This window comes from Micromonospora salmantinae, assembly GCF_022230905.1.
GTDB classification, from domain to species: domain Bacteria; phylum Actinomycetota; class Actinomycetes; order Mycobacteriales; family Micromonosporaceae; genus Micromonospora; species Micromonospora salmantinae.
Genome location: NZ_JAKKFG010000012.1, coordinates 282,410 through 307,877, shown reverse-complemented (window position 1 = coordinate 307,877; position 25,468 = coordinate 282,410). Strand labels below are relative to the sequence as shown.

Below are 25,468 nucleotides of genomic sequence, written 5' to 3'. Positions count from 1 at the left end.
ACTTCATACGGTCCTGTTCGGAATGTCGCCCCCCGTTGCAGAACCGTTACCCGTCCGCATCTTGCCCGACATCGAGCCAGCCGAATTAATTTGTTCAGCGATTCGACAAAATGTCGGTGGGGGCACCCTGACACGGTGTGACCACCGGCTCCATCAGGGACGGCCTTCGGCGAGCCGACTCCCGCGAGCTCTGTCACTACGACACAGGAGGCGGCGTGTCCCGTTCTCGTCGTGCCCGCTTACCCATCACCGCAACCCTGATCTCCCTGGCCATGGCCTCGACCACCCTGTTCGGCGCGCCCGCGCAGGCGGCCGCCCAGGTTCCCCCACGGGATGCGAAAGCCGCAGCCCCGGTCAGCCAGGTGGCGCCGAAGGCGCCAAAGGCCGCGGCCGATCCCTTCTCCGTCCTCGTCTTCTCCAAGACCGCCGGCTTCCGGCACGACTCCATCCCCACCGGCGTCGCCGCCATCCAGCAGCTCGGCGTCGACAACGGATTCACCGTGGACAACTCCGAGGACGGCGCCGCATTCAACGACGCCAACCTGGCGAAGTACAAGGCGGTGATCTGGCTCTCCACCACCGGCGACGTGCTCAACGCCGACCAGCAGGCGGCGTTCGAGCGCTACGTGAAGGCCGGCGGCGGCTACGTCGGCATCCACGCCGCGTCGGACACCGAGTACAGCTGGGCCTGGTACGGCGACCTGGTCGGCGCGTACTTCGCCAACCACCCGCAGAACCAGCAGGCCACTGTCAAGGTGGAGGACCACGCCCACCCGTCCACGGCCGGGTTGCCGGACCGGTGGTCCCGCTTCGACGAGTGGTACAACTACCAGACCAACCCCCGGCCGGACGTGCACGTGCTGGCCAGCCTGGACGAGAAGAGCTACACCGCCGGTGCCGGCGCGATGGGTGCGGACCACCCGATCGCCTGGTGTCAGGACTACGACGGTGGCCGCTCCTGGTACACCGGCGGCGGGCACACCCGGGAGTCGTACGCCGAGCCCGAGTTCCTCTCCCACCTGCTCGGCGGCATCCGCACCGCGGCCGGCGTCGAGAACGCCGACTGCGGCGCCTCGAAGACCTCGAACTTCGAGAAGGTCACGCTGGACAGCAACACCAGCAACCCGATGGAGCTGGACGTCGCCCCCGACGGGCGGGTCTTCTACATCGAGCGCGACGGTCGCGTGCAAATCGTGAAGCCGGACACCGGCAACACCGTCACCGCCGTCGACCTGGACGTCTTCACCGGTAACGAGGACGGTCTCATCGGCATCCGGCTCGACCCGGACTTCGCCACCAACAACTGGGTGTACCTGTACTACGCCCCGAACGACGGGGTCACCCGCAACCTGCTGTCCCGGTTCACGGTGACCGGCGACACCATCGACCTGGCCAGCGAGAAGCAGGTGCTGCGGGTCGACACGCAGCGCAACACCTGCTGCCACGCCGGCGGCAGCATGGCCTTCGACGGCGACGGCAACCTGTACCTGGCCACCGGTGACAACACCAACCCGTTCGAGTCGAACTCGTACACGCCGATCGACGAGCGGGCAGGGCGCCAGGACTACGACGCGCAGCGCACCTCCGGCAACACCAACGACCTGCGCGGCAAGGTGATCCGGATCCACCCGGAGGACGACGGGACGTACACCGTTCCGGCGGGCAACCTCTTCGCGGCGGGCACCGAGAAGACCCGTCCCGAGATCTACGCGATGGGCTTCCGCAACCCGTTCCGGATCGGCACCGACCCGAAGACCAACACGCTGTACGTCGCGGACTACGGACCGGACGCCAACGCGGACAACCCGAACCGGGGCCCCCGCGGTCTGGTCGAGTGGAACGTCGTCACCCCGGGCAACTACGGCTGGCCGTACTGCACGGGCACGAACGAGGCGTACAACGACTACACGTTCCCGTCCGGCCCGAGCGGTCCGAAGTTCGACTGCGCCGCCCCGGTGAACAACTCGCCAAACAACACGGGCCTGACCAACCTCCCGCCGGTGGTCCCGGCGACCGTCGACTACGGGTACGCCGGTGACGCGCGTTACCCGGAGATCGGTGGCGGCGGCGCCCCGATGGGCGGCCCGGTCTACCGCTACGACGCCGACCTGAACTCGAACCGCAAGTGGCCGGCGTACTACGACGGCAAGGCTCTGCTCGGCGAGTGGAACCAGAACAAGATGTACACCATGCAGCTGACCCCCGACGGCAAGTCGTTGGTGGACATCAACCAGCTGCTCACCGGCATGAGCATGGTCCGGCCGATGGACTTCGAGTTCGGCCCGGACGGGGCGCTGTACCTGATCGAGTGGGGCAGCGGCTTCGGCGGCAACAACGACAACTCGGGCGTCTACCGGATCGACTACACCGCCGGTGACCGCGCCCCGATCGCCGCGGCGTCCGCCAACCCGACCTCGGGTCCGGCGCCGTTGACGGTGACCTTCTCCAGCGCCGGCTCCCGGGACCCGGACGGTGGCACGCTCACCTACGCCTGGACGTTCGGCGACGGGCAGACCTCGACCGAGGCCAACCCGACCCACACGTACGCCACGGCGGGCAACTACACCGCCCAGCTCACCGTCACCAACCCCAAGGGCCGGACCGCGGTGGCCAACGTGCCGGTCACCGTGGGCAACACCGCCCCGACGGTCTCCATCGAGTTCCCACCGGACGGCGGTTTCTTCAACTGGGGTGACCAGGTCCGCTACTCGATCAAGGTGACCGACCCCGAGGACGGGCAGATCGACTGTGACCGGGTGCAGCTTCAGGTGCTGCTCGGTCACGACGAGCACGCCCACCCGCTGGAGCAGCACACCGGCTGCACCGGCACCGTCCAGACGTCGCTCGCCTCCGGGCACGGCGCCGAGGCGAACGTCTTCGCGGTCTTCGAGGCGACCTACACCGACGAGGGTGGTGCCGGCGGCGCCGGTGCCCTGACCGGTCGGCAGATCGAGGTTCTGCAGCCGAAGCAGAAGCAGGCCGAGTACTTCACCGCCACCGGGCGTGCCCCGGTGAGCACCGGCGGTGGAGACCCCGGCGTGCAGCGGGAGGCCGGCGCCGACACCGCCGGTGGCGGCCAGAGCATCGCGTTCATCGAGGACGGTGACTGGTGGTCGGTCGCCCCGGCGGACCTGACAAACATCACCGAGATCCGGTTCCGGGCCGCCTCCGCCGCCGCTGGTGGTCGGATCGAGGTGCGCGCGGGTGCCGTTGACGGACCGGTGGTCGCCACGGCCGTCGTACCGTCGACCGGCGCGTGGCAGACGTACACGGACGTGAGCGCACCGGTCACCGGCGCTGCGAGCGGCTCGCTGTACTTCCTGGCCCGCGATCCGAACGGCGGAACGGGTTCGCTGTTCAACGTCAACTGGATGGACTTCGTCGGCCGCGGTGTCACCGAGAACGGGCCGCCGGTGGTCAGCGCCACTGCCACCCCGGCCACCGGCACCGCACCGGTCACCGTCGCCTTCGACGGCACGGCCACCGACGCCGAGGGCGACACCCCGTTGACGTACGCCTGGGACTTCGGTGACGGAGGCTCGGCGACCACACTGGACGCCAGCCACACCTACACCAGCCCGGGCACCTTCACGGCCACCCTCACGGTGACCGACAGCAAGGGCGCCAAGTCGTACGCCACAGTGCCGGTGCGGGTCGACGCGCCGGACACGTCCTGCTTCGGGGCGCGTTCGGACGACTTCAACGGCAACAGCCTCGACAAGGAGCGCTGGACCAGCGTCGTCCGGGAGAACCAGCTCTACTCGCTCAGTGGCGGTGCCCTGCGGCTGCCCACCGGCGTGGGTGACCTCTACGGCGCTCGCAACGACGCCACCAACCTGGTGCTCCAGGCGGCCCCGACCGGCGCGTGGGAGATGACCACCAAGGTCACCCTGCCGGTGACGGCCAACTACCAGCAGGCCGGCCTGCTGGTGTACGGCGACGACGACAACTACGCCAAGCTGGACCTGCTGTACAACGGCAGCCGGGCGGTGGAGTTCATCCGGGAGACGGCCGGCACGCCGCGCAACGAGGCCGACGACAGGACCGCCGCACCGGCGGGTGACACCGTGTACCTGCGGATCACCAGCGACGGGACGAACCTGACCGCGGCCGTCTCGGCCGACGGGCAGACCTTCACCCCGGTCGGCCGTTCGGCCGCGCTCGAGGGCATCACCAACCCGCGGATCGGGGTCTTCGCGCTCAACGGAGGCACCGAGGCGCCGGTTGTCGACGCCGCGTTCGACTCGTTCCAGGTCACGCCGGACGCTCCGGCCGGCCCGGTCGACCCGTCGGACGAGTTCACCGGCAGCACGCTGGACAAGTGCCGGTGGGACGCCATCATGCGGGAGGACCCGAGCGGTTACCGGGTCACCGATGGCGCGCTGCGGATCGACGTGCCCAACGGTGACATCTACGGCACCGACAACACCGGGCCGAAGAACTTCATCCTCCAGACCGCGCCGTCCGGCGACTGGACCCTGGAGACGAAGGTCGACGGCAGCCTGCTGAACGAGCAGTACCAGCAGGCCGGTCTGCTCGTGCAGGCGGACGACGACAACTACCTGAAGCTCGACTTCATCGCGGACAACCAGGCCGGCCAGGCGGTGACGCGGCGGATCGAGTTCCGCAGCGAGATCGCCGGGGTGGTCCAGAACCCGCAGCCCGAGGCGGGCAACCTGACCTCGGCGGTGTGGCACCTGCGGCTGGCCCGCACGGGCGACACGTTCACCGCGTCGTACTCGGCCGACGGGACGACCTGGACCGCGTTGGAGACGCTGACCAACAGCGCGGTCGGGGCAACCCCGAAGGTCGGGTTGTTCACCCTCGGCGCCAACCAGACGGCGTCGAAGACCGCCTCGTTCGACTACTTCCGGCTCAGCACGGAGGTGGCCGACGAGACGGCGCCGGTGACCACCTCGGCGGTTTCCGGCACCCCGACCGACGGGTGGCACACCGGGCCGGTGACGATCACGCTCTCCGGTGCCGACGAGGCCGGCGGTAGCGGGCTCGCCGGCACGGAGTACCAGCTGGACGGGGCCACCACCTGGACGGCGTACACCGCTCCGGTGGCGGTCAGCGGGGACGGCGAGCACGAACTCCGGTTCCGCTCGACGGACAAGGCCGGCAATGTGGAGGCGACCAAGACCGTCTCGGTCAAGATCGACGCCACCGCGCCGGTGACCTCGGCGACGTTCGCTCCGGCTAACGACGCCGGTTGGCACGACGGGACGATCCCGGTCGTGCTGGCCGCCACCGACGCCGGTTCCGGCGTCAAGACGGTGGAGTGGTCGCTGGACGGTGGCGCGTGGGCGCCGTACTCGACGCCGATCGAGGTGACCGGTGACGGGCAGCACGAGCTGCTGTTCCGTTCGGCGGACAAGGCGGGCAACGTCGAGACGCTGAAGTCGGCGGTGCTGCGCATCGACGGCACCAAGCCGACGCTGCTGGTGTCCGGGCTGGCCGACGGTCAGCTCTACGGCGACAGCCAGGACGTCCGGGTGGCCTGGCAGGCCGTTGACCCGACCTCGGGCATCGCGAGCGTGGTCGGTCAGCTCGACGGCCAGGCGTACACCAGTGGCACTCTGCAGGCCATGTACGACCTGTCGCTCGGCCTGCACGAGCTGACCGTGACCGCTACCGACAAGGCGGGCAACAAGACCACCTCGACGGTCCGGTTCTTCGTCACCACCTCGTTCCGGGACATGCAGAGTCTGCTGGACCGGTTCAAGGCGACGGGGCGGCTCTCGACCAAGGCGCACAAGCAGCTGTCGAACAAGCTCGACGCTGTTCGCGCGTCCGAGGCGGCCGGCGACGACAAGGCTGCCGTCCGGCAGCTGACCGCGTTCCGGACGCTCGCCAGCGACGCCACGCTGGTGCCCGAGGCGGAGGTCCGGGACGTCCTGATCCGGGACGCCGACGCCATGATCGTTCGGCTCGGCGGCGCGGCCAGCAAGGCCGGGGTCAAGGCCAACGGCGGCGACTCGGTCAAGGGCACCGGGCGGCTCGGTGGCGATGCCACCCGGCTGGCACCCGGTCGTCAGCTCTGATCCGACGAGGCCCCTCCCCGGCGCTGCGGCGTCGGGGAGGGGCCTCCCTCATCGGTAGGGAGGAGATGTCCGTGACGGGTATCCGCAAGGTGCTGGCCGCCGTGTTCGTCGGACTGGCCCTGACCCTGTCCGCCGCCGCCCCGGCGGCGCAGGCTGCTCAGGCCGCCCCGGCGGCGCAGGCCGACAAGCTCAAACTCACCGTGGCCGGCGACGGGGCTCAGGGCGTCACCATCCAGGCCACCTACGCCGATGGCCGCCGGCTGGAGCAGGTGGTGCGGTTGGTCCTCACCGCCACCGGCCCGGACGGGCAGCGGGTCGGGCCGGTGCAGCTCGAACCGCAGCCCGAGGGGCACGGTTTCTACAGCAGCGGCCCGGTGCTCTCCACCGGCACGTGGAAGGTGTCAGTGAACTCCCCCGCTCCACTTCAGAGCAAGGCCACCGCCACGGTCCAGGCGAAGGCGGCGCAATCACCGCCGGCGCCCGCGCCGGTCGCGGTGACCAAGCCGGTGGACGGCGGGTCGGGCACCGGTTGGTGGCCGTTCGCGGCGGCCGGTCTCGTGCTCGTCGCCGCGGCGATGGGGGTGGCCATGCTCTTCGGCCGCCGCCGCACCGACTGACCAGACAGCGTTCAACGACCGGGCCGGGCCGCGACGAGCGGCCCGGCCCGATCTCGTTCGACTCAAAGGACGGCGCGCAGCGCCGCCAGATCGTCGTCGCTGGGCTCCCAGACGCCGGCCGCGGCGTTGGCCCGCACCTGCTCGGGCGTGGTGGCACCGGCGATCACCGAGGTCACCGCCGGCTGGGCGGCCAGGCCGCCGATCGCCACCTGGAGCATCGTCAGACCCCGCTCGGCCGCGTACGCCTCGATCGCCTCGATGGTGTCCCAGTCGGCAGCGGCGAGCCGCTCCGCGTACCGGCCACCGCCGGAGAGCCGGCTGCCGGCCGGCGGCTGAGCCTCGCGCTTGTACTTGCCGGTGAGCAGGCCGTTGGCGAGCGGGAAGAACGGCAGCATGCCGAGGCCGAACCGCTCGCACGCCGGGATCACCTCGGCCTCCACCGAGCGCTCCACCAGGCTGTAGTGGTTCTGGGCGCTGATGAAGCGGGACCGCCCGTTGGACGAGGCGACCCAGTCCGCGTCGGCGATCTGCCAGCCGGTGAAGTTGGAGTTGCCCAGGTAGCGCACCTTGCCGTCGCGGACCAGGTCGTCCAGGGCGGCGAGGGTCTCGTCGATCGGGGTGCCCGGGTCGGGCTCGTGCATCTGGTACAGGTCGATGTGGTCGGTGCCGAGCCGGCGCAGCGACGCCTCCACCGCGCGGGCGATGTAGCGCCGCGCACCTCGCGCACCGTAGTCCGGCCCGTTGAGGCCGTTCATGTCCATGCCGAACTTGGTGGCCACCACCACGTCGTCCCGGCGCCCCTTGAGCGCCTGCCCGAGCAGCTCCTCGGAGCTGCCCTGCGGCTCGCCGTAGATGTCGGCGGTGTCGAAGAGGGTGATCCCGGCGTCCAGGGCGGCGTCCACCACCGCCCGGGTGCCGTCGAGGTCGAGCTTGCGGCCGAAGTTGTTGCAGCCGATCCCGACCACGGACACCACGAGCCCGGAGTCGCCCAGCCGGCGATAGGTCATCTGAGTCACGAGATCACCCTATGCCGGCCGGACGCACCGCCGCCGGGGACCGATCACCCGACGTCCCAGACCGGTTCCGGGGTCTCCACCACCTCGCTGTCGCCTCGGAACAGCACGAACCGGTCGAACGAGCGGGTGAACCAGCGATCGTGGGTGACCGCGATAACCGTCCCCGCGAAGGCGTTCAGGCCCGCTTCGAGCGCTTCCGCGCTGGCCAGGTCGAGGTTGTCGGTGGGCTCGTCGAGCAGCAGCAGGGTCGCCCCGGACAGCTCCAACAGCAGCACCAGGAACCGGGCCTGCTGCCCGCCGGAAAGCGTGCCGAAGCGCTGGTCGCCCTGCGCGGCCAGCTCGTAGCGACTGAGCACACCCATCGCCGCGTGCCGGTCCATCCCGGTGCGGTGCTCGTCGCCCCGCCAGAGGATCTCGACAAGCGTCTTCGACATCAGCTCCGGCCGGTCGTGGGTCTGGGAGAAGTGCCCGGGGCGGACCCGGGCACCGAGGCGGGCCGTGCCCTCGTGCGTCACCGGGGCGAGCGCGCCCGCGCCGTCGACCGGCCCGTTCGCCGGGTCCGGGTCGGTGCCGCCGCGGGCCAACAGCCGCAGGAAGTGCGACTTGCCGGTGCCGTTGGCACCGAGCACCGCCACCCGGTCGCCGTACCAGATCTCCAGGTCGAAGGGGAATGTCAGGCCGTCGAGCTCCAGCTGCTCGCAGATGACCGCGCGCTTGCCGGTCCGCCCGCCGGACAGCCGCATCCGGATGTCCTGGTCCTTCGGCGGTACGGGCGGCGGCCCGGCCTCCTCGAACTTGCGCAACCGGGTCTGCGCGGCCTGGTAACGCGACGCCAACCCGTCGTTGTACGCGGCCTTCTGCTTGTACATCAGCATCAGCTCGCGCAGCTTCTGGTGCTCCTCGTCCCAGCGCCGACGCAGCTCGTCGAGGCGGGCGTGCCGAGTCACCCGAGCCTCGTGCCAGCTGGCGAAGCCGCCCGGGTGTACCCAGGCGCTGCCACCCTCGACGGCGACCACCCGGTCGGCGCTCTGGGCCAGCAGCTCACGATCGTGCGAGACGTAGAGCACCGACTTCGTCGACTCGCGCAGTCGCGCCTCCAGCCAGCGTTTGCCGGGCACGTCGAGGAAGTTGTCCGGTTCGTCGAGCAGCAGCACCTCGTCCGGGCCGCGCAGCAGCAACTCCAGGGCGAAGCGCTTCTGCTGGCCGCCGGAGAGGGTACGCACCGGCCGGTCCCGAACGGCGTCCCACGGCTGGCCGAGCACGATGGTCGCGACGGTGTCGAAGAGCACCTCGGCGTCGTACCCGCCGGCCTCGCCCCAGGCGCCGAGCGCATCGGCGTACGCCAGCTGGGCCTTGCCCGCGGCGTTGCTGAACTTGCCGTGGGCCTCGGCCGCCCGCATGGCCGCCTCGGTCTCGCCGAGCCGCCGGCCGGCGTCGCGAAGCGCCGGCGGGGCCAGCGACAACGCCAGGTCGGCGAGGGTCGACTCGTCACCGATCATGCCGATGAACTGGCGCATCACGCCCAGCCCGCCGGCCCTTGCGACAACGCCGCTGCGCACCGGCAGGTCGCCGGCGACCATCCTGAGCAGCGTCGTCTTTCCCGCGCCGTTCGGCCCGACCAGGGCGACCTTGCTGCCCTCCCCGACCCGGAACGACACGTCGGCGAAGAGTTCCCGACCGTCGGGCAGGATGTGCCCGACCGCTGCCACGTCCACGTATCCCACGCCGGGATCCTGCCCCAACGAGGGTCGGGGGGTATATCCAATTACCGGGTGACGCGAAGCACCCGGAAGCCCTTTTGGCTGGCGTACCGCTCGACCTGCCAGCTCTGCTCGGTGAGCCAGCGTTGCAGCGAGTCGCCGCCGAGGTGCCGGGCGACGACCAACCAGCCGACGCCGTCCGGGGCGAGTCGGGGCAGCCAACGCAGCAACAGGTCGTGCAGCCCGTCCTTGCCGATCCGGATGGGCGGGTTCGACCAGATCTGGGCGAAGCGGACGCCGTCCGGAACGTCGTCCGGCGCGCTGACCCGGACCCGGTCGGCGGCGCCGACCCGAGCCGCGTTGGCGGCGGTCAGCTCGCGGGCCCGGGCGTTGACGTCGACGGCCCAGATGGTGCTGGTGGGTGCGAGGTCGGCCAGCACGCAGCTGATCGGTCCGAACCCGCAGCCGAGGTCGAGCAGGTCGCCGGTGGTGTCGGCGGCGGGCAGCTCGGCCTTGCGCAGCAGCACCGCGGTGCCCGGGTCGAGCCGGCTGGCGGAGAAGACCCCGCCGGCCGAGGTGAGCCGGTAGTCGCGGTCGGCGACGGAGAACTCGACCTCGCGCGCCGGGGCGTCGCTGGTGGGCTGAGCGGTGAAGTAGTGGTCGCCGGTCACCCGGCAATTCTCGCACCGGTCCGGGGCGGACCTGACGCGGCCCACCCGCACATTTCCCCGATATTACCCCCTAAAGGGACAATGACTCCTACTCTGGGCCACATGGTGTATCGGTACCAGTCCGATGAGGACGCTTTCGAGGAGTACCCGGAGCCCGGGTCCGATCTGTCGGTGCTCGGCGCCGGTCCGCCCCCGGCGGCCGGGCCCTCTCCGTCGCGCTTCCCCACGCCGTCGCTGCCCCGGCCGAACCAGCTCTCGCTGCCCTCGTCGCAACCGGTGCCGGCCCGTGCCGATGTGCCGCAGCCCGGTCCGGCCGCCCGCGCCGATGCGCCGCGGCCACTGCCGACGCGTGCCGACATCCCGCCCGCCCCGCCGCGCAGCCAGATCTACACCTCGGCGACGTCGGCGGAGCCGCCCGCCCGGCGCGGCGGCGGCCGCCTGTGGCAGGTACTGATCGGCGGCGCAGCCGTCCTGGTGCTGCTCGCCCTCTGCGGCCTCGGCGCCGCCGCGCTGCTCATCGACCGCGGCGAGCAGCCGCAGAGCAACCCGACGTACCAGCCGAACGCCGCCCCGACGTCGGCACCCGCGGAACGGCTGGCCCTCGACTCCCGGGACACCGACCAGGCCCCGCTCACCGCCAAGGAACTCTTCCCCGGCAAGGAGCTGAAGCTCACCGACGGACAGCCGAGCTACCAGGTGCTCAAGACACAGTCCAGCGGCAGTTGCGCCGTAGCCGCCACCGACGAGGTCGCCGACCTGCTGGTCCGGCTCGGCTGCAACCAGGTCGTCCGGGCCACGCTGAGTACGCCCGACGACAGCCACCTGGTCACCGCCGGCCTGTTCAACCTCACCGACAAGGTCACCGCGGAACGAGTCCGAGACCGACTCCGGCAACTGCTCGACGAGCGGCAGGGCCGTTTCCGGGGCCTCACCGCCGACGACGGCGACGGCACCGAAGTCCTGGCCAGCGCTCCGGCACGCGTCGGCTGGCAGGTCCGTGGCCACTACCTGGCGTACGCGCTGGTGGTCCGCAAGGACGGGGCGGCGGTCAAGGCGGGTGACGCCAAGGTCCGCGAGATCCTGTTCGACATGATCGAGCTGCACCTCAGCCGGGGCGTGCTGCAGAGCCGGGCCGACGGTGGCACCGCCGCGCAACCGACGGCGGCACCCACCGGCAGCAACGCCAACCAGGGCGACCTGCCGGGCGAGTGACAGTGCGGACGGTCAACCCTCGATCGGCACCCGCAACCGGCGGGTGAGGGTGGCACGGTGGGCGTACTCGGCCGGATCTGCCGGGTAGCCGACGGCGACCAGGGTCAGCCCGCGCGCGGGGGCCACTGTCACCTCGCTGGACCGCTCCCGCCGGGTGAGCAGGGTTCCCGGCCACTCGACCGGGCGGCGGCCGTCCCCGGCCACCAGCATGGCTCCCACCAGGCTGCGCACCATCGCCTGGCAGAACGCGTCGGCCTGCACTGTGGCGACCAGGATGCCGTCCGGGTCGCGACGCCAGTCCAGTCGGGTCACCTCGCGCAGCGTGGTGGCGTGCTCCTTGCGTCGGCAGTACGCGGCGAAGTCGTGCTCCCCCACCAGGCCGGACGCGGCGGCGTTCAATGCGGCCAGGTCCAACGGCTTCGGCCAGGCCAGCACCTCGTGGCGGCGCAACGGCTCGGCACCGAAGGGCGCATCGGTGACCCGGTACTCGTAGCGCCGGAAGGTGGCCGAGAACCGGGCGTCGAAGTCGGCCGGCACCTCGGTCATCGCCCGTACCCGCACGTCGGTGGGGAGCAGCCGGGCCAGGCGACGCAGCAGCCGTCCCTCGTGCTGCCGCCACACGTCCACGGGCAGGTCCACATGGCACACCTGCCCCGTGGCGTGCACTCCCGCGTCGGTCCGCCCGGCCACCGTCAGCCCGGTGGCCGTACCGACGCCGAGGACCAGGTCCAGGGTCTCGACGAGCACCCCCGCGACGGTGCGCCTGGTCGGCTGGGCTGCCCAGCCGGAGAAGTCGGTGCCGTCGTACGAGACGTCCAGCCGCAGCCGGATCCGCTCGTCCACCTCGTACCTCCTGTTACGGGTCGGGCCCGACACCCCGATGGGGTGCCGGGCCCGACAATGCCCTTGATCAGGCCTTGTTCTCGGTGGCCTCGTCGCTGTCCTCGCGGGCGGCGTCGGTGTCACCGGACGCCGACACCGGCGCCTCGGAGTCCTGGTCGGCCGGAGCCGACTTCGGGGCCTCGTCGGCCGGGGCGAGCGCCTCGACCTTGTCCTGCTGCGCGGCCTTGCGGGCGGCGGTCTTCTTGTTCGCCTTCGGCTCGGCGACCTGAAGCTCCTCCACCAGCTCGATGATGGCCATCGGCGCGTTGTCACCCTTGCGCGGACCGGTCTTCACGATCCGGGTGTAACCGCCGGGGCGGTTGGAGTACCGGGGTGCGATCTGGTCGAACAGGGCGTAGACCACGTCCTTGTCCTTGACGACACCCAGCACCCGACGCCGCGAGGCGAGGTCACCGCGCTTGGCCTTGGTGATGAGCTGCTCGGCCAGCGGGCGCAGCCGCCGGGCCTTCGTCTCGGTGGTCTGGATCTTCCCGTGCTGGAACAGCGCGGTCGCCAGGTTGGCCAGCATCAGCCGCTCGTGCGAGGGGCTGCCGCCGAGGCGGGGGCCCTTGGTGGGCGTGGGCATTTTTGGTGCTCCTCAGTTGTGGCGGCAGCGCGGACTAGAGCTGCTCGGTCTCGCGGTAGTCGTCGGTGTCGTAGTCGGCCTCGCCGAAGGTGTCCACGACGTGCGCCGGGTCGAAGTTCGGAGCCGAGTCCTTCAGCCCGAGACCCATCCCGGCGAGCTTCATCTTGACCTCGTCGATCGACTTCTGACCGAAGTTGCGAATGTCGAGGAGGTCGGCCTCGGTACGCCCGATGAGCTCACCAACGGAGTTGATGCCCTCGCGCTTGAGGCAGTTGTAGGAGCGGACGGTGAGGTCCAGCTCCTCGATCGGCAGAGCGAGGTCCGCCGCCAGCTGGGCGTCCTGCGGGGACGGCCCGATGTCGATGCCCTCGGCGGTCTCGTCCAGCTCCCGGGCGAGCCCGAACAGCTCCACCAGCGTCGAACCGGCGGAGGCCAGCGCGGTACGCGGACCCATCGACGGCTTGGTCTCGACGTCGATGATCAGCCGGTCGAAGTCGGTGCGCTGCTCGACACGGGTCGCCTCGACGCGGTAGGTCACCTTCAGCACCGGCGAGTAGATCGAGTCGACCGGGATCCGGCCGATCTCGGCGCCGGACTGCTTGTTCTGCGCCGCCGTCACGTAGCCCCGGCCCCGCTCGACGGTCAGCTCCATGTCGAGCCGGCCCTTGCCGTTCAGGGTGGCGAGCTTGAGATCCGGGTTGTGCACCGAGACGCCGGCCGGGGGCTGGATGTCGCCCGCGGTCACGTCGCCCGGGCCCTGCTTGCGCAGGTACATGCTGACCGGCTCGTCGTGCTCGGAGCTGACGCACAGCTCCTTGATGTTCATGACGAGCTCGACCACGTCCTCCTTGACACCGGGGATCGTGGTGAACTCGTGCAGCACACCGTCGATCTTGATCGAGGTGACGGCCGCGCCCGGGATCGACGACAGCAGCGTACGCCGCAGCGAGTTACCCAGGGTGTAGCCGAAGCCCGGCTCCAGCGGCTCGATGGCGAACCGGGACCGGGTCTCGTTGATCGACTCCTCGGAGAGGGAGGGTCGCTGGCTGATGAGCATCTTTTCTCTTCTCTTCCGGGGCGCCCGCTATTTGACGCCCACGACACAACCTGTTGCGGTGGCCCGCCCCGAAGGGCGGGCCACCGAACGAGCTCGGACTACTTGGAGTAGAGCTCGACGATCAACTGCTCCTGGACCTGCGTGTCGATGACCTGCCGGGCCGGGAGGGAGTGCACGAGCACCTTCATCTGGCTCGGGATGGCCTCAAGCCACGCCGGAACCGTCTTCGAGCCGGCCTGAGCCTGCGCGACGATGAACGGGGTGAGCTCCTTGCTCTTGCCCCGAACCTCGATGATGTCGTGCTCCTTGACGCGGTACGACGGGATGTCGACCTTCTTGCCGTTCACCGTGAAGTGACCGTGCTTGACCAGCTGGCGGGCCATGTCCCGCGAGTGGGCGTAGCCGGCCCGGTAAACGACGTTGTCCAGCCGCGACTCGAGGATCTGCAGGAGGACCTCACCGGTCTTGGCCTGCTTGCCAACGGCTTCCTCGTAGTAACCGCGGAACTGCTTCTCCAGCACGCCGTAAACCCGGCGGGCCTTCTGCTTCTCGCGGAGCTGGAGCAGGTACTCCGTCTCCTTGGTGCGGCCGCGGCCGTGCTGCCCGGGCGGGAACGGCCGGGACTCGAACGGGCACTTCGGACCATCGCACTTGCTGCCCTTGAGGAACAGCTTCATCTTCTCCCGCCGGCAACGGCGGCAGTCTGCACCGGTGTAACGAGCCATCTCTCTCTACCTCTCAGACCCGGCGACGCTTCGGCGGACGACATCCGTTGTGCGGCTGCGGGGTGACGTCGGCGATCTGCCCGACCTCGAGGCCCACGGCCTGCAGCGAACGGATGGCGGTTTCCCGGCCGGAGCCGGGGCCCTTGACGAACACGTCGACCTTGCGCATGCCGTGCTCCATGGCGCGACGCGCGGCAGCCTCGGCGGCCAGCTGCGCAGCGAACGGAGTCGACTTGCGGGAGCCCTTGAAGCCGACCTGGCCAGCGGAGGCCCAGGAGATGACCGCACCGGTCGGGTCCGTGATGGACACGATGGTGTTGTTGAACGTGCTCTTGATGTGCGCCTGCCCGTGGGCGACGTTCTTGCGTTCCTTGCGCCGGACCTTCTTTACAGCGGCTCCGGCACGAGCCTTCGGTGGCATAAGTCTGTGCGCTCCTAGTTGACTTTCCGGATTGGGTTGCGGCCTGACCCACCTCGGCGGCGGCCGACCCCGTCATCCGGTCAAGAACTACTTCTTGCCGGGCTTCTTCTTGCCGGCGACGGTCCGCTTCGGGCCCTTGCGGGTCCGGGCGTTGGTCTTGGTCCGCTGGCCACGCACGGGCAGGCCCCGGCGGTGCCGGATGCCGGCGTAGCAGCCGATCTCAACCTTGCGGCGGATGTCAGCGGCGACCTCGCGGCGCAGGTCGCCTTCAACCTTGTAGTTGCCCTCGATGTGGTCGCGGAGCTGCACGAGCTCCTCGTCCGTGAGGTCCCGAGCGCGCTTGTCCGGCGAGATGCCGGTGGCGGCGAGTGTCTCCAGGGCGCGGGTGCGACCGACCCCGAAGATGTAGGTGAGCGCGATCTCCAACCGCTTTTCGCGGGGGAGATCCACGCCGACTAGACGTGCCATGTGCGGGCGTACTCCTCGTGATGTGTGGCGGAGGTGTGGACCCGTCCCACCCCGCTACCGGCCGTCCCGTCCTTCCGACGCGGTGAGCGCCGGCGACCGGGATCGGTCGCTGCCCGAGCGGGCCCCGGCCTCCGACCGGGGGTCAGCCACGCAGAGGTACGTCTGGCGTACCGCTCGCGGCTGGGACGAGCATGTGTGATGTGTGTGTCGCTGGGGATCTGCCTGGACCAACGCCACCCGGCCGTGCTCCGGCCGGACGGGCTGAGTCAGCCCTGGCGCTGCTTGTGGCGCGGGTCGCTGCAGATGACCATGACCCGGCCGTGCCGGCGGATAACCCGGCACTTCTGGCAGATCCTCTTGACGCTCGGCTTGACCTTCACGGTTGCCTTACTTCCCATCTGGCCCGGGGACGCGCTCTACGCGACATCGGACGTCGAAGACGGACACGGGACTTCCCGGCCGCCGTCAGGACTACTTGTAGCGGTAGACGATGCGCCCGCGGGTCAGGTCGTACGGCGAAAGTTCGACGACGACCCGGTCCTCCGGAAGGATGCGGATGTAGTGCTGCCGCATCTTGCCGCTGATGTGAGCCAACACCTTATGGCCGTTCGCGAGCTCCACCCGGAACATGGCGTTCGGCAGGGGCTCGATGACCCGACCCTCGATCTCAATGGCTCCGTCTTTTTTCGGCATGTCCTCCGCTGTCCTGACGTCGATTGCTCCGGGCGGCCCACAACGTCTTACACGGAAATCTGATCAGAATCAGAAGCCCGCGCCAGCCGCGGCTCCAGCTCCCACCGAAGCGCAGGGTGGGCATGCCGGAGTGGACGCTGTGCGCCGATCTGAAAGTGTACGCCGGCCTGCACTCCCCCGCCAAACCGACCACCCACCAACCCGCGCGTCGCCCCCACCGGCCTCACCTCCAGCGCCGTTGATCATGAAGTTGTTGCCAGAACACGCCGGCGACGGTGGCGAAAACTTCATGATCAACGGGCGGGGTGGGGGGTAGGCCCGGGAAGGTGGTGGGGTTCAGGAGGTTGGCGGGTTCTCGTCCGGTTTGAGGGCGCGCTCTGCCTGCTTGCGGTCTCGGCGGCGTTGGCGCTTGACGGCTTGGCGCTGGGGCTCCTTGGTGGCCAGCCCGCTGGCAGTGCGGACCACCAGCACCGCACCCCACGGCCCCGCCACCCAGGCCGGCCAGAAGTAGAGCAGGTCCTGGCTGAGCACCGACGTCACCGCCCAGATGGTCACCACGAGGGCGATCACCCACAGGTACGGGAACCACACCTCAGCCAACCAGCGTGCGGTGACGCCCCTGCTGGCGGCCGGATCGAGCTGGTCGCCCAACAGGCTCGCCGTCGGCCCGGCAACCGGCGCCAGGCCCGACCGCTGCGCCGGCGTCACCGGCGGCAGGTCGGTGAGCAGGGCCTCAAGGTCGGCGTACGTGCGTGCCGCGTAGGCGCGCTGCAACCGCTCGTCGTACTCGTGCAGATCCAGTCGGCCCTCGTCGAGGGCGACCCGCAACCGGTCGGCCACCGCCGTACGGTCCGAGTCCGCGGCTCGCATCCCGTCGCGCCCGTCCATGCCGGCAAGCATGCCACCGTCGCGCCACTCCCGCCCGACCCCGAGCATCGGTCGATCATGAAGTTGTTGCCCGCCTCACCGGCGTGTCAGGGCAACAACTTCATGATCAGCGGGGTCAGGGGGTTTTGGTGGCTGCGGGTTGGCGTGCCGTTACCAGGTCGCCCAGGCGGGCCCGGCCACCGTCGAACGCGGTGAGCACCCAGACGCCGTCCGGCAGCAGCGCCATCGAGTGCTCGACGTGCGCGGCCACCGAGCCGTCCCGGGTGACGACCGTCCACCCGTCGGCCAACTCGGCGGTACGCGGGGACGCCATGGTGATCATCGGCTCGATGGCCAGGGCCATCCCGGGGACCAGTCGCGGACCCTTGCCCGGCCGACCGTGGTTGAGCACGTGGGGGTCCTGGTGCATCTCGGTGCCGATGCCGTGGCCGCCGTAGCCGTCGACGATGCCGTACCGGCCGCCCTTGCGGACAGCGGTCTCCACCGCGTGCGAGATGTCGGTGAGGCGGCCCTTGCCGCTGGCCGCGCCACGCGCGGCGGCGGCGATGCCAGCCCACATCGCGTCCTCGGCGACCTCGGCCATCTTCAGCAGCGCCGGGTCGACGTCACCGACCCCGACCGTGATCGCTGAGTCGCCGTGCCACCCGTCCAGCACCGCGCCGCAGTCGATGGAGATCAGGTCACCGGCCCGGAGCACCTGCTCGGGCGACGGGATGGCGTGCACGATCTGCTCGTTGACCGAGGAGCAGATCGACGCCGGGAAACCGTGGTAGCCCTTGAACGACGGCACGCCGCCCGCCTCGCGGATGGTCGCCTCGGCGATGGCGTCCAGATCGGCGGTGCTCACACCGGGGGCGACAGCCTCCCGCATCCGACGCAGCGCCTCGGCCACCACCAGCCCGGCGGCCCGCATCTTCTCGATCTGGTCAGGGGTCTTCAGCTGGATGTCCAGCTGGGGACGACGCATGGAGCGGTTACCTTTCGTTGCCGAACAGCGGGGCACATAACGCGTACCCCGCTGTTCGCACTCTATCCGCCGTGGCCCGGCCGGACCTCAGCCGCCGTACGACCGCAACGCGTCGATGGCCCGGGTGGTGACGTCCTCCACCGGCCCGGTGGCGTCGATCCCGACCAGCTTGCCCTGAGCGCCGTAGTAGTCGACCAGGGGTGCGGTCTTCTCGCTGTATTCGCGGAGCCGCGTGGCGATCGTCTCCGGCTTGTCGTCGTCGCGCTGGAACAGCTCGGCGCCGCACCGGTCACAGATGCCGGGCCGGGTGGTGGCGTCGAACTCGACGTGCCAGATCTTGCCGCAGCCCCGGCACGTACGCCTGCCGGAGAGCCGCCGGATCACCTCGTCGTCGTCGACGACCAGCTCCAGGACCAGATCCAGGGCGGTGCCCAGATCGGCCAGGAGCTTGTCCAGAGCGGCCGCCTGCGGAGTCGTCCGCGGGAAGCCGTCGAGCAGGAAACCCTCGCTGGCGTCGGGCTCGGCCAGCCGGTCCCGGACCATGTTGATGGTGACCTCGTCCGGAACCAGCTCGCCCGCATCCATGTACCGCTTCGCCTCGACACCGAGCGGCGTGCCCTGGGTGACGTTCGACCGGAAGATGTCTCCGGTCGAAATCTTCGGCACCGAGAGGTGCGCGGCGATGAACTCGGCCTGCGTGCCCTTGCCCGCGCCCGGCGGGCCAACCAGAACGAGTCTCATCTACCGCAGGAACCCTTCGTAGTTCCGCTGCATGAGTTGGCTCTCGATCTGCTTCACGGTCTCCAGACCGACGCCGACCATAATGAGCACAGCGGTGCCGCCGAACGGGAAGTTCTGGTACTGCTGGTTGTCCAGCCAGATGAAGAAGAAGTTCGGCAGGATCGAGATGACGCCGAGGTAGAGCGCGCCCGGCAGGGTGATCCGGCTGAGGATGAAGTCCAGGTAGTCGGCGGTCGGCTTGCCCGGGCGGATGCCCGGCACGAACCCGCCGTACTTCTTCATGTTGTCCGCGACCTCGGTCGGATTGAACGTGATCGAGACGTAGAAGTACGTGAAGAAGATGATCATCAGGAAGTAGACCGAGATGTAGATCGGGCTACTCGGGTTGACCAGGTTGTTCTGGATCCACGACTGGGTCTTGCCCGGGTCGGTCTGGTCGAAGAACTGCAGCGCCAACTGCGGCAGGTAGAGCAGCGACGAGCCGAAGATGACCGGGATCACACCCGCCTGGTTGACCTTGAGCGGGATGTAGGTCGAGGTGCCGCCGTACATCCGCCGGCCGATCATCCGCTTGGCGTACTGCACCGGGATCCGGCGCTGCGCCTGCTCGATGAAGGTGACAGCGGTGATGACCACCAGGACCAGCGCGATGACCAGGGCGAACATGTCCCAGCCCTTGCTGGTCTTGATCTGCCAGCCCTCGCTGGGCAGCCGCGCCGCGATCGAGGTGAAGATCAGGACGGACATGCCGTTGCCGACGCCGCGGTCGGTGATCAGCTCACCGAGCCACATGACCATGCCGGTGCCGGCGGTCATCGTCATCACCAGGATGGTCAGGGTCAGCCAGTCCGGGATGCCGGTGCCGGTGGGGATGATCGGGAACTGGTCGCAGCGGTTCTGGAACAGCTGGCCCGAGCGGGCCAGCGCCACGAACGCCGAGGCCTGCAGCACACCGAGACCGAGAGTCAGGTAGCGGGTGTACTGGGTGATCTTCGCCTGACCGGCCTGGCCCTCCTTGCGGAGCTGCTCCAGGCGGGGGATCACGACGGTCAGCAGCTGCAGGATGATCGACGCGGTGATGTAGGGCATGATGCCCAGCGCGAAGACCGAGAGCTGCAGCAGCGCTCCGCCGGAGAAGAGGTTGAGAAGGTTCACCACCCCGGTGGTGTCACCCTGGATGGTGTCGAGGCACTTCTGCACGTTGCCGTACGAGACGCCCGGGCTGGGGAGCGTTGCACCCAGCCGGTAGACCGCGATGATGCCTACTGTGAACAGCAGCTTCTTGCGCAGGTCAGGCGTACGGAACGCACTGAGAAAGGCGGACAGCAACTTCTTCCTCCTGCGCGAGGCGGGCCGCCGGTGATCCCTGGCGGGTCGGGGTGGATCACGGGCGAGTGCCCGCAATCCATGGCTGGGATGGGACTCTAACAGCCTCACCCCGGTCCGGGCAGATGCGCCCGACTACATAAATCGATTCCGATGTTACCGGGCGCTCAGGTCCCAGGTAGACCATGGCGCCCGCCAGTTGCTCTCAACTGGACGGGCGCCATGGTCGTACGCCTTACAGCTCGGTGACGGAGCCACCGGCGGCAGCGATCTTCTCCTTGGCCGACGCACTGAACGCGTGCGCGGACACCTGGAGCGCCACACCGCCGAGGTCCCCGGTGCCGAGGACCTTGACCGGGTGACCCTTGCGGACCGCGCCGGACTCGACGAGCTCCAGCGGGCCGACCTGACCACCATTCGGGAACAGCTCAGCGAGTCGGTCCAGGTTGACAACCTGGAAGACCACCTTGAACTTGTTCTTGAAGCCCTTCATCTTCGGCAGGCGCATGTGGATGGGCATCTGCCCACCCTCGAACGCCGCCGAGATGTTCTTGCGGGCCTTGGAACCCTTGGTACCGCGACCAGCGGTCTTGCCCTTGGAACCCTCACCGCGACCCACGCGGGTCTTCGCGGTCTTGGAACCGGGCGCCGGGCGCAGGTGATGCACCTTGATCGTCATTACTCGACCTCCTCGACCTTCACGAGGTGGCTCACAGTGAAGATCATGCCGCGGATCTCGGGCCGGTCCTCCTTGACCACCACGTCGTTGATCCGCTTGAGACCGAGCGAACGCAGCGACTCACGCTGGTTGTGCTTGGTCCCGATACCGGACCGGAGCTGGGTGACCTTCAGGCGTGCCATCAGTGCGCCACCCCCGCACGCGACGCCAGCATGGCCGCCGGCGCGACGTCCTCCACCGGCAGACCACGACGCGCCGCGACCTGCTCGGGGGACTCAAGCCCCTTCAGGGCCGCCACGGTGGCGTGCACGATGTTGATCGGGTTCGACGAACCGAGGCTCTTGGAGAGCACGTCGTGGATCCCGGCACACTCCAGCACGGCACGCACCGGCCCACCGGCGATGACACCCGTACCGGCCGAGGCCGGCTTGAGCAGCACCACACCAGCGGCGTCCTCACCCGTCACCGGGTGCGGGATCGACTGGCCGATCCGCGGGACCTTGAAGAAGTGCTTCTTGGCCTCCTCGACACCCTTGGCGATGGCCGCGGGCACCTCCTTGGCCTTTCCGTAGCCCACACCGACCGTGCCGTCGCCGTCGCCCACGATCACCAGGGCGGTGAAGCTGAAGCGACGACCACCCTTCACAACCTTGGCGACGCGGTTGATCGCGACGACCCGCTCGAGGTGCGGGGTCTTCTCGACGGGCGCGTTTCCGCGGCCGCCCTCACGGCGGTTGTCGCGGCGACCACCCTCGTTGCCACCGGACCCGCCGCCACGGCGCTGTTGACCTGGCATCAGCAGCCTTCCTTCTCTCTCGTGACGGGGTTGTTAGAACTCGAGCCCGGCTTCGCGGGCGGCGTCGGCAAGCGCGGCGACTCGCCCCGCGTACCGGTTGCCGCCGCGGTCGAAGACGACCTTGGAGACGCCGGCGGCCTTGGCCCGCTCGGCGAGCAGCGCGCCCACCTTGCCAGCCAGGGCGCTCTTGTCGCCCTCCGCACCGCGCAGCGAGGCGTCCAGGGTCGACGCCGACGCCAGGGTGTGACCCTTGGTGTCGTCGACGACCTGGGCGACCATGTGCCGCAGCGAGCGGGTGACGACCAGGCGCGGACGCTCGGCCGTACCGCTGACGTTCTTGCGGACGCGGAAGTGTCGACGCGCACGCCCAACGGCGCGCTTGGCGGCGACACCGCGGCGGCGCTTGAGCAGCGTGGCGCTCACTTCTTACCTGCCTTTCCAGCCTTGCGGCGGATGACCTCGCCCTGGTACTTGACGCCCTTGCCCTTGTAGGGCTCCGGCGGGCGGATCTTCCGGATGTTGGCGGCGACCTCACCGACCTGCTGCTTGTCGATGCCAGCCACGTGGAACAGGGTCGGCCGCTCCACCGTGAAGGTGATGCCCGCCGGGGCGGGGACGACCACCGGGTGCGAGAACCCGAGCGCGAACTCGAGGTCCGAACCCTTGGCGGTGACCCGGTAACCGGTGCCGGCGATCTCCAGGCTCTTGCGGTAGCCCTCGGTGACCCCGACGATCATGTTCGCAACCAGCGTACGGCTCAGGCCGTGGAGTTCCTTGGCCTTGCGCTCGTCGTTCGGCCGGTTGACGCTCAGCTGCCCATCCTCGGCCCGCTCGATCGTGATCGGCTCGGCGAGGGTGTGCTGGAGCTGGCCCTTGGGGCCCTTGACCTTGACGGTCTGCCCGTCGATCGTGATGTCGACGCCGGCTGGCACCGGGATCGACTTACGTCCAATTCGCGACATTTCTACCTGTCTCCCGTTACCAGACGAAGGCGAGGACTTCCCCGCCAACACTCCGCTTGCGGGCCTGCCGGTCGGTCAGCAGCCCCTGGGACGTCGAAATGATCGCCACGCCCAGCCCACCGAGCACCCGCGGGAGCCCGTCCGACTTGGCGTACACCCGGAGACCGGGCTTGGACACGCGCTTGATGCCGGCCAGGCTCCGCTCGCGGTTCTGGCCGTACTTCAGCTCGACGACCAGTCGCTTGCCGACGGCGCCCTCCTCGGGCTCCTCGACCGACCAGGTGGCGATGTAACCCTCGGCCTTCAGGACCTCGGCGATGTTCGCCTTGATCTTGGAGTAGGGCATCTTCACCTGATCGTGGTACGCCTGGTTGGCGTTACGCAGACGCGTGAGCATGTCTGCGATCGGGTCGGTCATCGTCATGGATTTCGTCAGCCTTTCTCGCCGGGGTTCCCGGGGCATCAGCCCCGGGCCTACGGCGAAGAGCAATACCTAATCGGTGCAGGAGTTCCCGGCCGACGGCCGGGACGCGGTCGCCCTTACCAGGAAGCCTTGGACACGCCCGGCAGCTCACCGCGGTGAGCCATCTCCCGGATGCAGACCCGGCAGAGCCCGAACTTGCGGTAGACCGCCTTCGGACGCCCGCACCGCTGGCAGCGGGTGTACGCGCGAACCGAGAACTTCGGCTTCGCGGCCGCCTTGATGATCAGCGCCTTCTTGGCCATCTCAGTTCTCCTTGAACGGGAAGCCCAGGAGCTTGAGCAGCGCCCGGCCCTCGTCGTCGGTCGTGGCGGTCGTGACCACCGTGATGTCCATGCCCCGCTGGCGATCGATCCGGTCCTGGTCGATCTCGTGGAACACCGACTGCTCGGTCAGACCGAACGTGTAGTTGCCGTGCCCGTCCAGCTTGCGCCCGTCCAGACCGCGGAAGTCGCGGATACGCGGCAGCGCGATGGAGAGCAGCCGGTCCATGAACTCCCACATCCGGTCGCCGCGAAGGGTGACCTTCGCGCCGATCGGCATGCCCTCGCGGAGCTTGAACTGCGCGATGGACTTGGTCGCCCGCCGCACCTGCGGCTTCTGGCCGGTGATCGTGGCGAGGTCGCGGACCGCGCCGTCGATCAGCTTGGCGTCGCGAGCAGCCTCGCCGACACCCATGTTGACGACGATCTTGACCAGCCGCGGCACCTGCATGGGGTTGCCGTAGCTGCGCTGCTCACGCAGCTGGGCCACGATCTCGTTGCGGTACCGCTCCTTGAGGCGCGGCAGGGTCTTTTCGGTAGCCGTGGTCATCACAGGTCCTTACCGGTGCTACGCGCGATGCGGACCTTCTGGCCGTTGTCGTCGATCCGGTAACCGACGCGGGTCGGCTTGCCGTCGGAGTCCAGGACCTGCACGTTCGAGACGTGGATCGGGGCCTCCTGAGTGACGATGCCGCCGGTCTTGGCGCCACGCTGGGTGGTGCTGATGCGGGTGTGCTTCTTGACCCGGTTCACGCCCTCGACCAGGACCTTGTCCTGCCGCGGGTAGGCCTGAATGACCTTGCCCTTGGCACCCTTGTCCTTGCCGGCGATGACGACGACCGTGTCGCCCTTCTTGACCTTCACGGTCACAACACCTCCGGCGCGAGGGAAATAATCTTCATGAACCGCTTGTCCCGCAGCTCCCGGCCCACCGGGCCGAAGATACGGGTTCCACGCGGGTCCCCGCCGTCCTTGATGATGACGGCGGCGTTCTCGTCGAAGCGGATGTACGAGCCGTCCGGACGCCGCCTCTCCTTGGCCGTGCGAACGACGACAGCCTTGACGACGTCGCCCTTCTTCACACCGGCACCCGGGATCGCGTCCTTGACCGTGGCCACGATGACGTCGCCGATACTCGCGTAGCGCCGACCCGAGCCGCCGAGAACCCGGATGCACAGGATCTCCCGAGCACCCGTGTTGTCGGCGACGCGCAGTCGCGACTCCTGCTGAATCACGTCTATCTCCTATGTCTGCCGGTTCTCCGGCCGCCGTAGCGGCCGGAGCCTGGCGGAACCTACGCCCGACGCAACGCCGGGCGAGCTCGAGCCTTCGCTACTTGGCCTTTTCCAGGATCTCCACGATCCGCCAACGCTTGGTGGCGCTCAGCGGCCGGGTCTCCATGATGAGAACCCGGTCACCGGTGCCAGCGGCGTTCTGCTCGTCGTGCACCTTCAGCTTGGCCGTACGGCGCATGATCTTGCCGTACAGCGCGTGCCGAACCCGGTCCTCGACCTCGACAACGACGGTCTTGTCCATCTTGTCGCTGATCACCAGGCCCTCGCGGACCTTGCGGCGCGACCGCGCGGCGGCGGTGGCGGTCTCTTCGGTCATGATGCAGTCACCTCAGTCGGCGCGGCCGAGAGCCCCAGCTCGCGCTCACGCATGATCGTGTAGATCCGGGCGATCTCCCGACGGATGACCTGCAACCGCCGGTTGTTGTCCAGCTGCCCGGTTGCGGCCTGCACGCGGAGGTTGAACAGCTCCGCCTTGGCCTCCCGCAGCTTCGTGACCAGCTCCTCTTCGGAGAGCTCACGCAGCTCGGTCGCCTTAACGCCCGCTGCCATCAGGATTCACCCACTTCGCGCGTAACAATGCGGCACTTCATCGGGAGCTTGTGGATCGCGCGACGCATGGCCTCTCGCGCGGTCTGCTCGTTGGGGAAGGACATCTCGAAGAGAACCCGCCCCGGCTTGACGTTGGCAACCCACCACTCCGGCGAACCCTTACCGGAACCCATCCGGGTCTCGGCAGGCTTCTTGGTGAGGGCCTGGTCCGGGAAGATCGTGATCCAGACCTTGCCACCACGCTTGATGTGGCGAGTCATCGCGATACGTGCCGACTCGATCTGCCGGTTCGTCACGTACGCCGGCTCGAGAGCCTGGATCCCGAACTCGCCGAACACCACCCGGTTACCACCCTTGGACGCGCCACTGCGGTCCGGGTGGTGCGGCTTGCGGAAGCCCTTCGGGGGCTTGCGCGGCATCAGCATC

Annotated in this window: 31 protein-coding genes; 3 read left to right on the top strand and 28 right to left on the bottom strand. The window is 69.2% G+C overall.

Going from position 1 to position 25,468, the window contains the following annotated elements:
• The first annotated feature begins 215 nt into the window (after window positions 1–215).
• Both PSH03_RS12015 and PSH03_RS12010 read left to right on the top strand, forming a co-directional pair.
• Entirely contained in the window at window positions 216–6,047 is a 5,832-nt protein-coding gene (locus PSH03_RS12015; protein WP_238689133.1) for a ThuA domain-containing protein, read from the top strand.
• 71 nt (window positions 6,048–6,118) lie between these two features.
• Window positions 6,119–6,664: a hypothetical protein gene (locus tag PSH03_RS12010; protein ID WP_210784133.1), complete on the top strand. Its 546-nt coding sequence runs from the start codon at window positions 6,119–6,121 to the stop codon at window positions 6,662–6,664.
• A 62-nt stretch (window positions 6,665–6,726) separates the two neighbouring features.
• Here PSH03_RS12010 and PSH03_RS12005 read toward each other — a convergent pair whose 3' ends face one another.
• From PSH03_RS12005 to PSH03_RS11995, 3 genes are read right to left on the bottom strand one after another with little or no spacing between them, the layout of a single operon-like run.
• Window positions 6,727–7,671 carry an aldo/keto reductase gene (locus tag PSH03_RS12005; protein ID WP_210784147.1) on the bottom strand — a complete coding sequence of 315 codons (945 nt, stop codon included), beginning with the start codon at window positions 7,669–7,671 and terminating at the stop codon, window positions 6,727–6,729.
• Between the two features lie 53 nt (window positions 7,672–7,724).
• Window positions 7,725–9,404: an ABC-F family ATP-binding cassette domain-containing protein gene (locus PSH03_RS12000; protein WP_210784132.1), complete on the bottom strand. Its 1,680-nt coding sequence runs from the start codon at window positions 9,402–9,404 to the stop codon at window positions 7,725–7,727.
• A 41-nt stretch (window positions 9,405–9,445) separates the two neighbouring features.
• Window positions 9,446–10,051, bottom strand: coding sequence for a class I SAM-dependent methyltransferase (locus tag PSH03_RS11995; RefSeq protein WP_238689131.1), 606 nt, complete (start codon window positions 10,049–10,051; stop codon window positions 9,446–9,448).
• A 102-nt stretch (window positions 10,052–10,153) separates the two neighbouring features.
• Between PSH03_RS11995 and PSH03_RS11990 the strand changes: the two genes are divergently transcribed.
• Complete coding sequence (locus tag PSH03_RS11990; protein WP_238689130.1) at window positions 10,154–11,263, top strand: hypothetical protein; 1,110 nt, start codon at window positions 10,154–10,156, stop codon at window positions 11,261–11,263.
• Between the two features lie 12 nt (window positions 11,264–11,275).
• Here the strand turns inward: PSH03_RS11990 and truA are convergent, their stop codons facing one another.
• The 25 genes from truA to rplP form a co-directional block, all read right to left on the bottom strand.
• Window positions 11,276–12,106, bottom strand: coding sequence for a tRNA pseudouridine(38-40) synthase TruA (gene truA, locus PSH03_RS11985; RefSeq protein WP_238689129.1), 831 nt, complete (start codon window positions 12,104–12,106; stop codon window positions 11,276–11,278).
• Between the two features lie 67 nt (window positions 12,107–12,173).
• Window positions 12,174–12,731, bottom strand: a complete 558-nt coding sequence (rplQ, locus tag PSH03_RS11980) for a 50S ribosomal protein L17 (RefSeq protein ID WP_091402374.1) — start codon at window positions 12,729–12,731, stop codon at window positions 12,174–12,176.
• A gap of 34 nt (window positions 12,732–12,765) precedes the next feature.
• Complete coding sequence (locus PSH03_RS11975; protein ID WP_007465227.1) at window positions 12,766–13,788, bottom strand: DNA-directed RNA polymerase subunit alpha; 1,023 nt, start codon at window positions 13,786–13,788, stop codon at window positions 12,766–12,768.
• A 98-nt stretch (window positions 13,789–13,886) separates the two neighbouring features.
• Window positions 13,887–14,513 carry a 30S ribosomal protein S4 gene (gene rpsD / locus PSH03_RS11970; protein WP_030489600.1) on the bottom strand — a complete coding sequence of 209 codons (627 nt, stop codon included), beginning with the start codon at window positions 14,511–14,513 and terminating at the stop codon, window positions 13,887–13,889.
• A gap of 13 nt (window positions 14,514–14,526) precedes the next feature.
• Window positions 14,527–14,934, bottom strand: coding sequence for a 30S ribosomal protein S11 (gene rpsK / locus PSH03_RS11965; protein WP_030329919.1), 408 nt, complete (start codon window positions 14,932–14,934; stop codon window positions 14,527–14,529).
• 87 nt (window positions 14,935–15,021) lie between these two features.
• Window positions 15,022–15,402 (bottom strand): 30S ribosomal protein S13, encoded by a 381-nt coding sequence (gene rpsM / locus PSH03_RS11960; protein WP_030329917.1) that lies wholly within the window; start codon window positions 15,400–15,402, stop codon window positions 15,022–15,024.
• A gap of 266 nt (window positions 15,403–15,668) precedes the next feature.
• The gene (rpmJ, locus tag PSH03_RS11955; protein WP_088952025.1) at window positions 15,669–15,782 is read right to left on the bottom strand and encodes a 50S ribosomal protein L36; all 114 of its coding nucleotides are present in this window, start codon (window positions 15,780–15,782) and stop codon (window positions 15,669–15,671) included.
• Window positions 15,783–15,873: 91 nt separating this feature from the next.
• Window positions 15,874–16,095: a translation initiation factor IF-1 gene (infA, locus tag PSH03_RS11950; protein ID WP_007073013.1), complete on the bottom strand. Its 222-nt coding sequence runs from the start codon at window positions 16,093–16,095 to the stop codon at window positions 15,874–15,876.
• Window positions 16,096–16,431: 336 nt separating this feature from the next.
• The gene (locus PSH03_RS11945) at window positions 16,432–17,031 is read right to left on the bottom strand and encodes a DUF1707 SHOCT-like domain-containing protein (protein ID WP_372494742.1); all 600 of its coding nucleotides are present in this window, start codon (window positions 17,029–17,031) and stop codon (window positions 16,432–16,434) included.
• Between the two features lie 67 nt (window positions 17,032–17,098).
• Window positions 17,099–17,950, bottom strand: a complete 852-nt coding sequence (gene map, locus PSH03_RS11940) for a type I methionyl aminopeptidase (protein ID WP_238689127.1) — start codon at window positions 17,948–17,950, stop codon at window positions 17,099–17,101.
• An 87-nt stretch (window positions 17,951–18,037) separates the two neighbouring features.
• Window positions 18,038–18,691, bottom strand: coding sequence for an adenylate kinase (locus PSH03_RS11935; RefSeq protein WP_088950228.1), 654 nt, complete (start codon window positions 18,689–18,691; stop codon window positions 18,038–18,040).
• Entirely contained in the window at window positions 18,692–20,020 is a 1,329-nt protein-coding gene (gene secY, locus PSH03_RS11930; protein WP_210784127.1) for a preprotein translocase subunit SecY, read from the bottom strand.
• Between the two features lie 232 nt (window positions 20,021–20,252).
• Window positions 20,253–20,696: a 50S ribosomal protein L15 gene (gene rplO / locus PSH03_RS11925; RefSeq protein ID WP_030329906.1), complete on the bottom strand. Its 444-nt coding sequence runs from the start codon at window positions 20,694–20,696 to the stop codon at window positions 20,253–20,255.
• Entirely contained in the window at window positions 20,696–20,878 is a 183-nt protein-coding gene (rpmD, locus tag PSH03_RS11920) for a 50S ribosomal protein L30 (protein ID WP_007465262.1), read from the bottom strand. The genes rplO and rpmD overlap by 1 nt, the downstream gene beginning before the upstream one ends.
• Window positions 20,878–21,492 carry a 30S ribosomal protein S5 gene (gene rpsE / locus PSH03_RS11915; protein WP_074314587.1) on the bottom strand — a complete coding sequence of 205 codons (615 nt, stop codon included), beginning with the start codon at window positions 21,490–21,492 and terminating at the stop codon, window positions 20,878–20,880. Before rpsE ends, rpmD begins: the two co-directional genes overlap by 1 nt.
• 33 nt (window positions 21,493–21,525) lie before the next feature.
• Window positions 21,526–21,915, bottom strand: coding sequence for a 50S ribosomal protein L18 (gene rplR / locus PSH03_RS11910; protein ID WP_091402381.1), 390 nt, complete (start codon window positions 21,913–21,915; stop codon window positions 21,526–21,528).
• Window positions 21,912–22,454: a 50S ribosomal protein L6 gene (rplF, locus tag PSH03_RS11905; protein ID WP_124860508.1), complete on the bottom strand. Its 543-nt coding sequence runs from the start codon at window positions 22,452–22,454 to the stop codon at window positions 21,912–21,914. Before rplF ends, rplR begins: the two co-directional genes overlap by 4 nt.
• A 16-nt stretch (window positions 22,455–22,470) precedes the next feature.
• Window positions 22,471–22,878, bottom strand: coding sequence for a 30S ribosomal protein S8 (rpsH, locus tag PSH03_RS11900; RefSeq protein WP_007465270.1), 408 nt, complete (start codon window positions 22,876–22,878; stop codon window positions 22,471–22,473).
• Between the two features lie 116 nt (window positions 22,879–22,994).
• The gene (locus tag PSH03_RS11895) at window positions 22,995–23,180 is read right to left on the bottom strand and encodes a type Z 30S ribosomal protein S14 (RefSeq protein WP_007465272.1); all 186 of its coding nucleotides are present in this window, start codon (window positions 23,178–23,180) and stop codon (window positions 22,995–22,997) included.
• Between the two features lies 1 nt (window position 23,181).
• Window positions 23,182–23,748 carry a 50S ribosomal protein L5 gene (gene rplE, locus PSH03_RS11890; RefSeq protein WP_091402385.1) on the bottom strand — a complete coding sequence of 189 codons (567 nt, stop codon included), beginning with the start codon at window positions 23,746–23,748 and terminating at the stop codon, window positions 23,182–23,184.
• On the bottom strand, window positions 23,748–24,068 hold the full coding sequence (gene rplX / locus PSH03_RS11885; protein WP_172899047.1) for a 50S ribosomal protein L24: 321 nt from the start codon (window positions 24,066–24,068) through the stop codon (window positions 23,748–23,750). Before rplX ends, rplE begins: the two co-directional genes overlap by 1 nt.
• The gene (gene rplN, locus PSH03_RS11880) at window positions 24,065–24,433 is read right to left on the bottom strand and encodes a 50S ribosomal protein L14 (protein ID WP_007465279.1); all 369 of its coding nucleotides are present in this window, start codon (window positions 24,431–24,433) and stop codon (window positions 24,065–24,067) included. The genes rplX and rplN overlap by 4 nt, the downstream gene beginning before the upstream one ends.
• Window positions 24,434–24,530: 97 nt before the next feature.
• On the bottom strand, window positions 24,531–24,809 hold the full coding sequence (gene rpsQ, locus PSH03_RS11875) for a 30S ribosomal protein S17 (protein WP_030489590.1): 279 nt from the start codon (window positions 24,807–24,809) through the stop codon (window positions 24,531–24,533).
• Complete coding sequence (gene rpmC, locus PSH03_RS11870; protein ID WP_007465283.1) at window positions 24,806–25,042, bottom strand: 50S ribosomal protein L29; 237 nt, start codon at window positions 25,040–25,042, stop codon at window positions 24,806–24,808. The genes rpsQ and rpmC overlap by 4 nt, the downstream gene beginning before the upstream one ends.
• On the bottom strand, window positions 25,042–25,467 hold the full coding sequence (gene rplP, locus PSH03_RS11865; RefSeq protein ID WP_053653940.1) for a 50S ribosomal protein L16: 426 nt from the start codon (window positions 25,465–25,467) through the stop codon (window positions 25,042–25,044). The genes rpmC and rplP overlap by 1 nt, the downstream gene beginning before the upstream one ends.
• Between the last annotated feature and the right edge of the window lies 1 nt (window position 25,468).

What these genes read in the sequence shown, in the direction of transcription:
- PSH03_RS11895 (WP_007465272.1), bottom strand. Translation starts at nt 23,180, where the DNA reads ATGGCCAAGAAGGCGCTGATCATCAAGGCGGCCGCGAAGCCGAAGTTC.
- rpsM (WP_030329917.1), bottom strand. Translation starts at nt 15,402, where the DNA reads ATGGCACGTCTAGTCGGCGTGGATCTCCCCCGCGAAAAGCGGTTGGAG.
- rpsD (WP_030489600.1), bottom strand. Translation starts at nt 14,513, where the DNA reads ATGGCTCGTTACACCGGTGCAGACTGCCGCCGTTGCCGGCGGGAGAAG.
- rplE (WP_091402385.1), bottom strand. Translation starts at nt 23,748, where the DNA reads ATGACCACGGCTACCGAAAAGACCCTGCCGCGCCTCAAGGAGCGGTAC.
- rpsQ (WP_030489590.1), bottom strand. Translation starts at nt 24,809, where the DNA reads ATGACCGAAGAGACCGCCACCGCCGCCGCGCGGTCGCGCCGCAAGGTC.
- PSH03_RS11975 (WP_007465227.1), bottom strand. Translation starts at nt 13,788, where the DNA reads ATGCTCATCAGCCAGCGACCCTCCCTCTCCGAGGAGTCGATCAACGAG.
- PSH03_RS11935 (WP_088950228.1), bottom strand. Translation starts at nt 18,691, where the DNA reads ATGAGACTCGTTCTGGTTGGCCCGCCGGGCGCGGGCAAGGGCACGCAG.
- rpmC (WP_007465283.1), bottom strand. Translation starts at nt 25,042, where the DNA reads ATGGCAGCGGGCGTTAAGGCGACCGAGCTGCGTGAGCTCTCCGAAGAG.
- infA (WP_007073013.1), bottom strand. Translation starts at nt 16,095, where the DNA reads ATGCCGAAAAAAGACGGAGCCATTGAGATCGAGGGTCGGGTCATCGAG.
- rplQ (WP_091402374.1), bottom strand. Translation starts at nt 12,731, where the DNA reads ATGCCCACGCCCACCAAGGGCCCCCGCCTCGGCGGCAGCCCCTCGCAC.
- PSH03_RS12005 (WP_210784147.1), bottom strand. Translation starts at nt 7,671, where the DNA reads ATGACCTATCGCCGGCTGGGCGACTCCGGGCTCGTGGTGTCCGTGGTC.
- PSH03_RS11990 (WP_238689130.1), top strand. Translation starts at nt 10,154, where the DNA reads ATGGTGTATCGGTACCAGTCCGATGAGGACGCTTTCGAGGAGTACCCG.
- rpmD (WP_007465262.1), bottom strand. Translation starts at nt 20,878, where the DNA reads ATGGCACGCCTGAAGGTCACCCAGCTCCGGTCCGGTATCGGGACCAAG.
- rplF (WP_124860508.1), bottom strand. Translation starts at nt 22,454, where the DNA reads ATGTCGCGAATTGGACGTAAGTCGATCCCGGTGCCAGCCGGCGTCGAC.
- rpsE (WP_074314587.1), bottom strand. Translation starts at nt 21,492, where the DNA reads ATGCCAGGTCAACAGCGCCGTGGCGGCGGGTCCGGTGGCAACGAGGGT.
- rplO (WP_030329906.1), bottom strand. Translation starts at nt 20,696, where the DNA reads ATGACGATCAAGGTGCATCACCTGCGCCCGGCGCCCGGTTCCAAGACC.
- rpsH (WP_007465270.1), bottom strand. Translation starts at nt 22,878, where the DNA reads ATGACGATGACCGACCCGATCGCAGACATGCTCACGCGTCTGCGTAAC.
- rpsK (WP_030329919.1), bottom strand. Translation starts at nt 14,934, where the DNA reads ATGCCACCGAAGGCTCGTGCCGGAGCCGCTGTAAAGAAGGTCCGGCGC.
- rplP (WP_053653940.1), bottom strand. Translation starts at nt 25,467, where the DNA reads ATGCTGATGCCGCGCAAGCCCCCGAAGGGCTTCCGCAAGCCGCACCAC.
- map (WP_238689127.1), bottom strand. Translation starts at nt 17,950, where the DNA reads ATGCGTCGTCCCCAGCTGGACATCCAGCTGAAGACCCCTGACCAGATC.
- PSH03_RS11945 (WP_372494742.1), bottom strand. Translation starts at nt 17,031, where the DNA reads ATGCTCGGGGTCGGGCGGGAGTGGCGCGACGGTGGCATGCTTGCCGGC.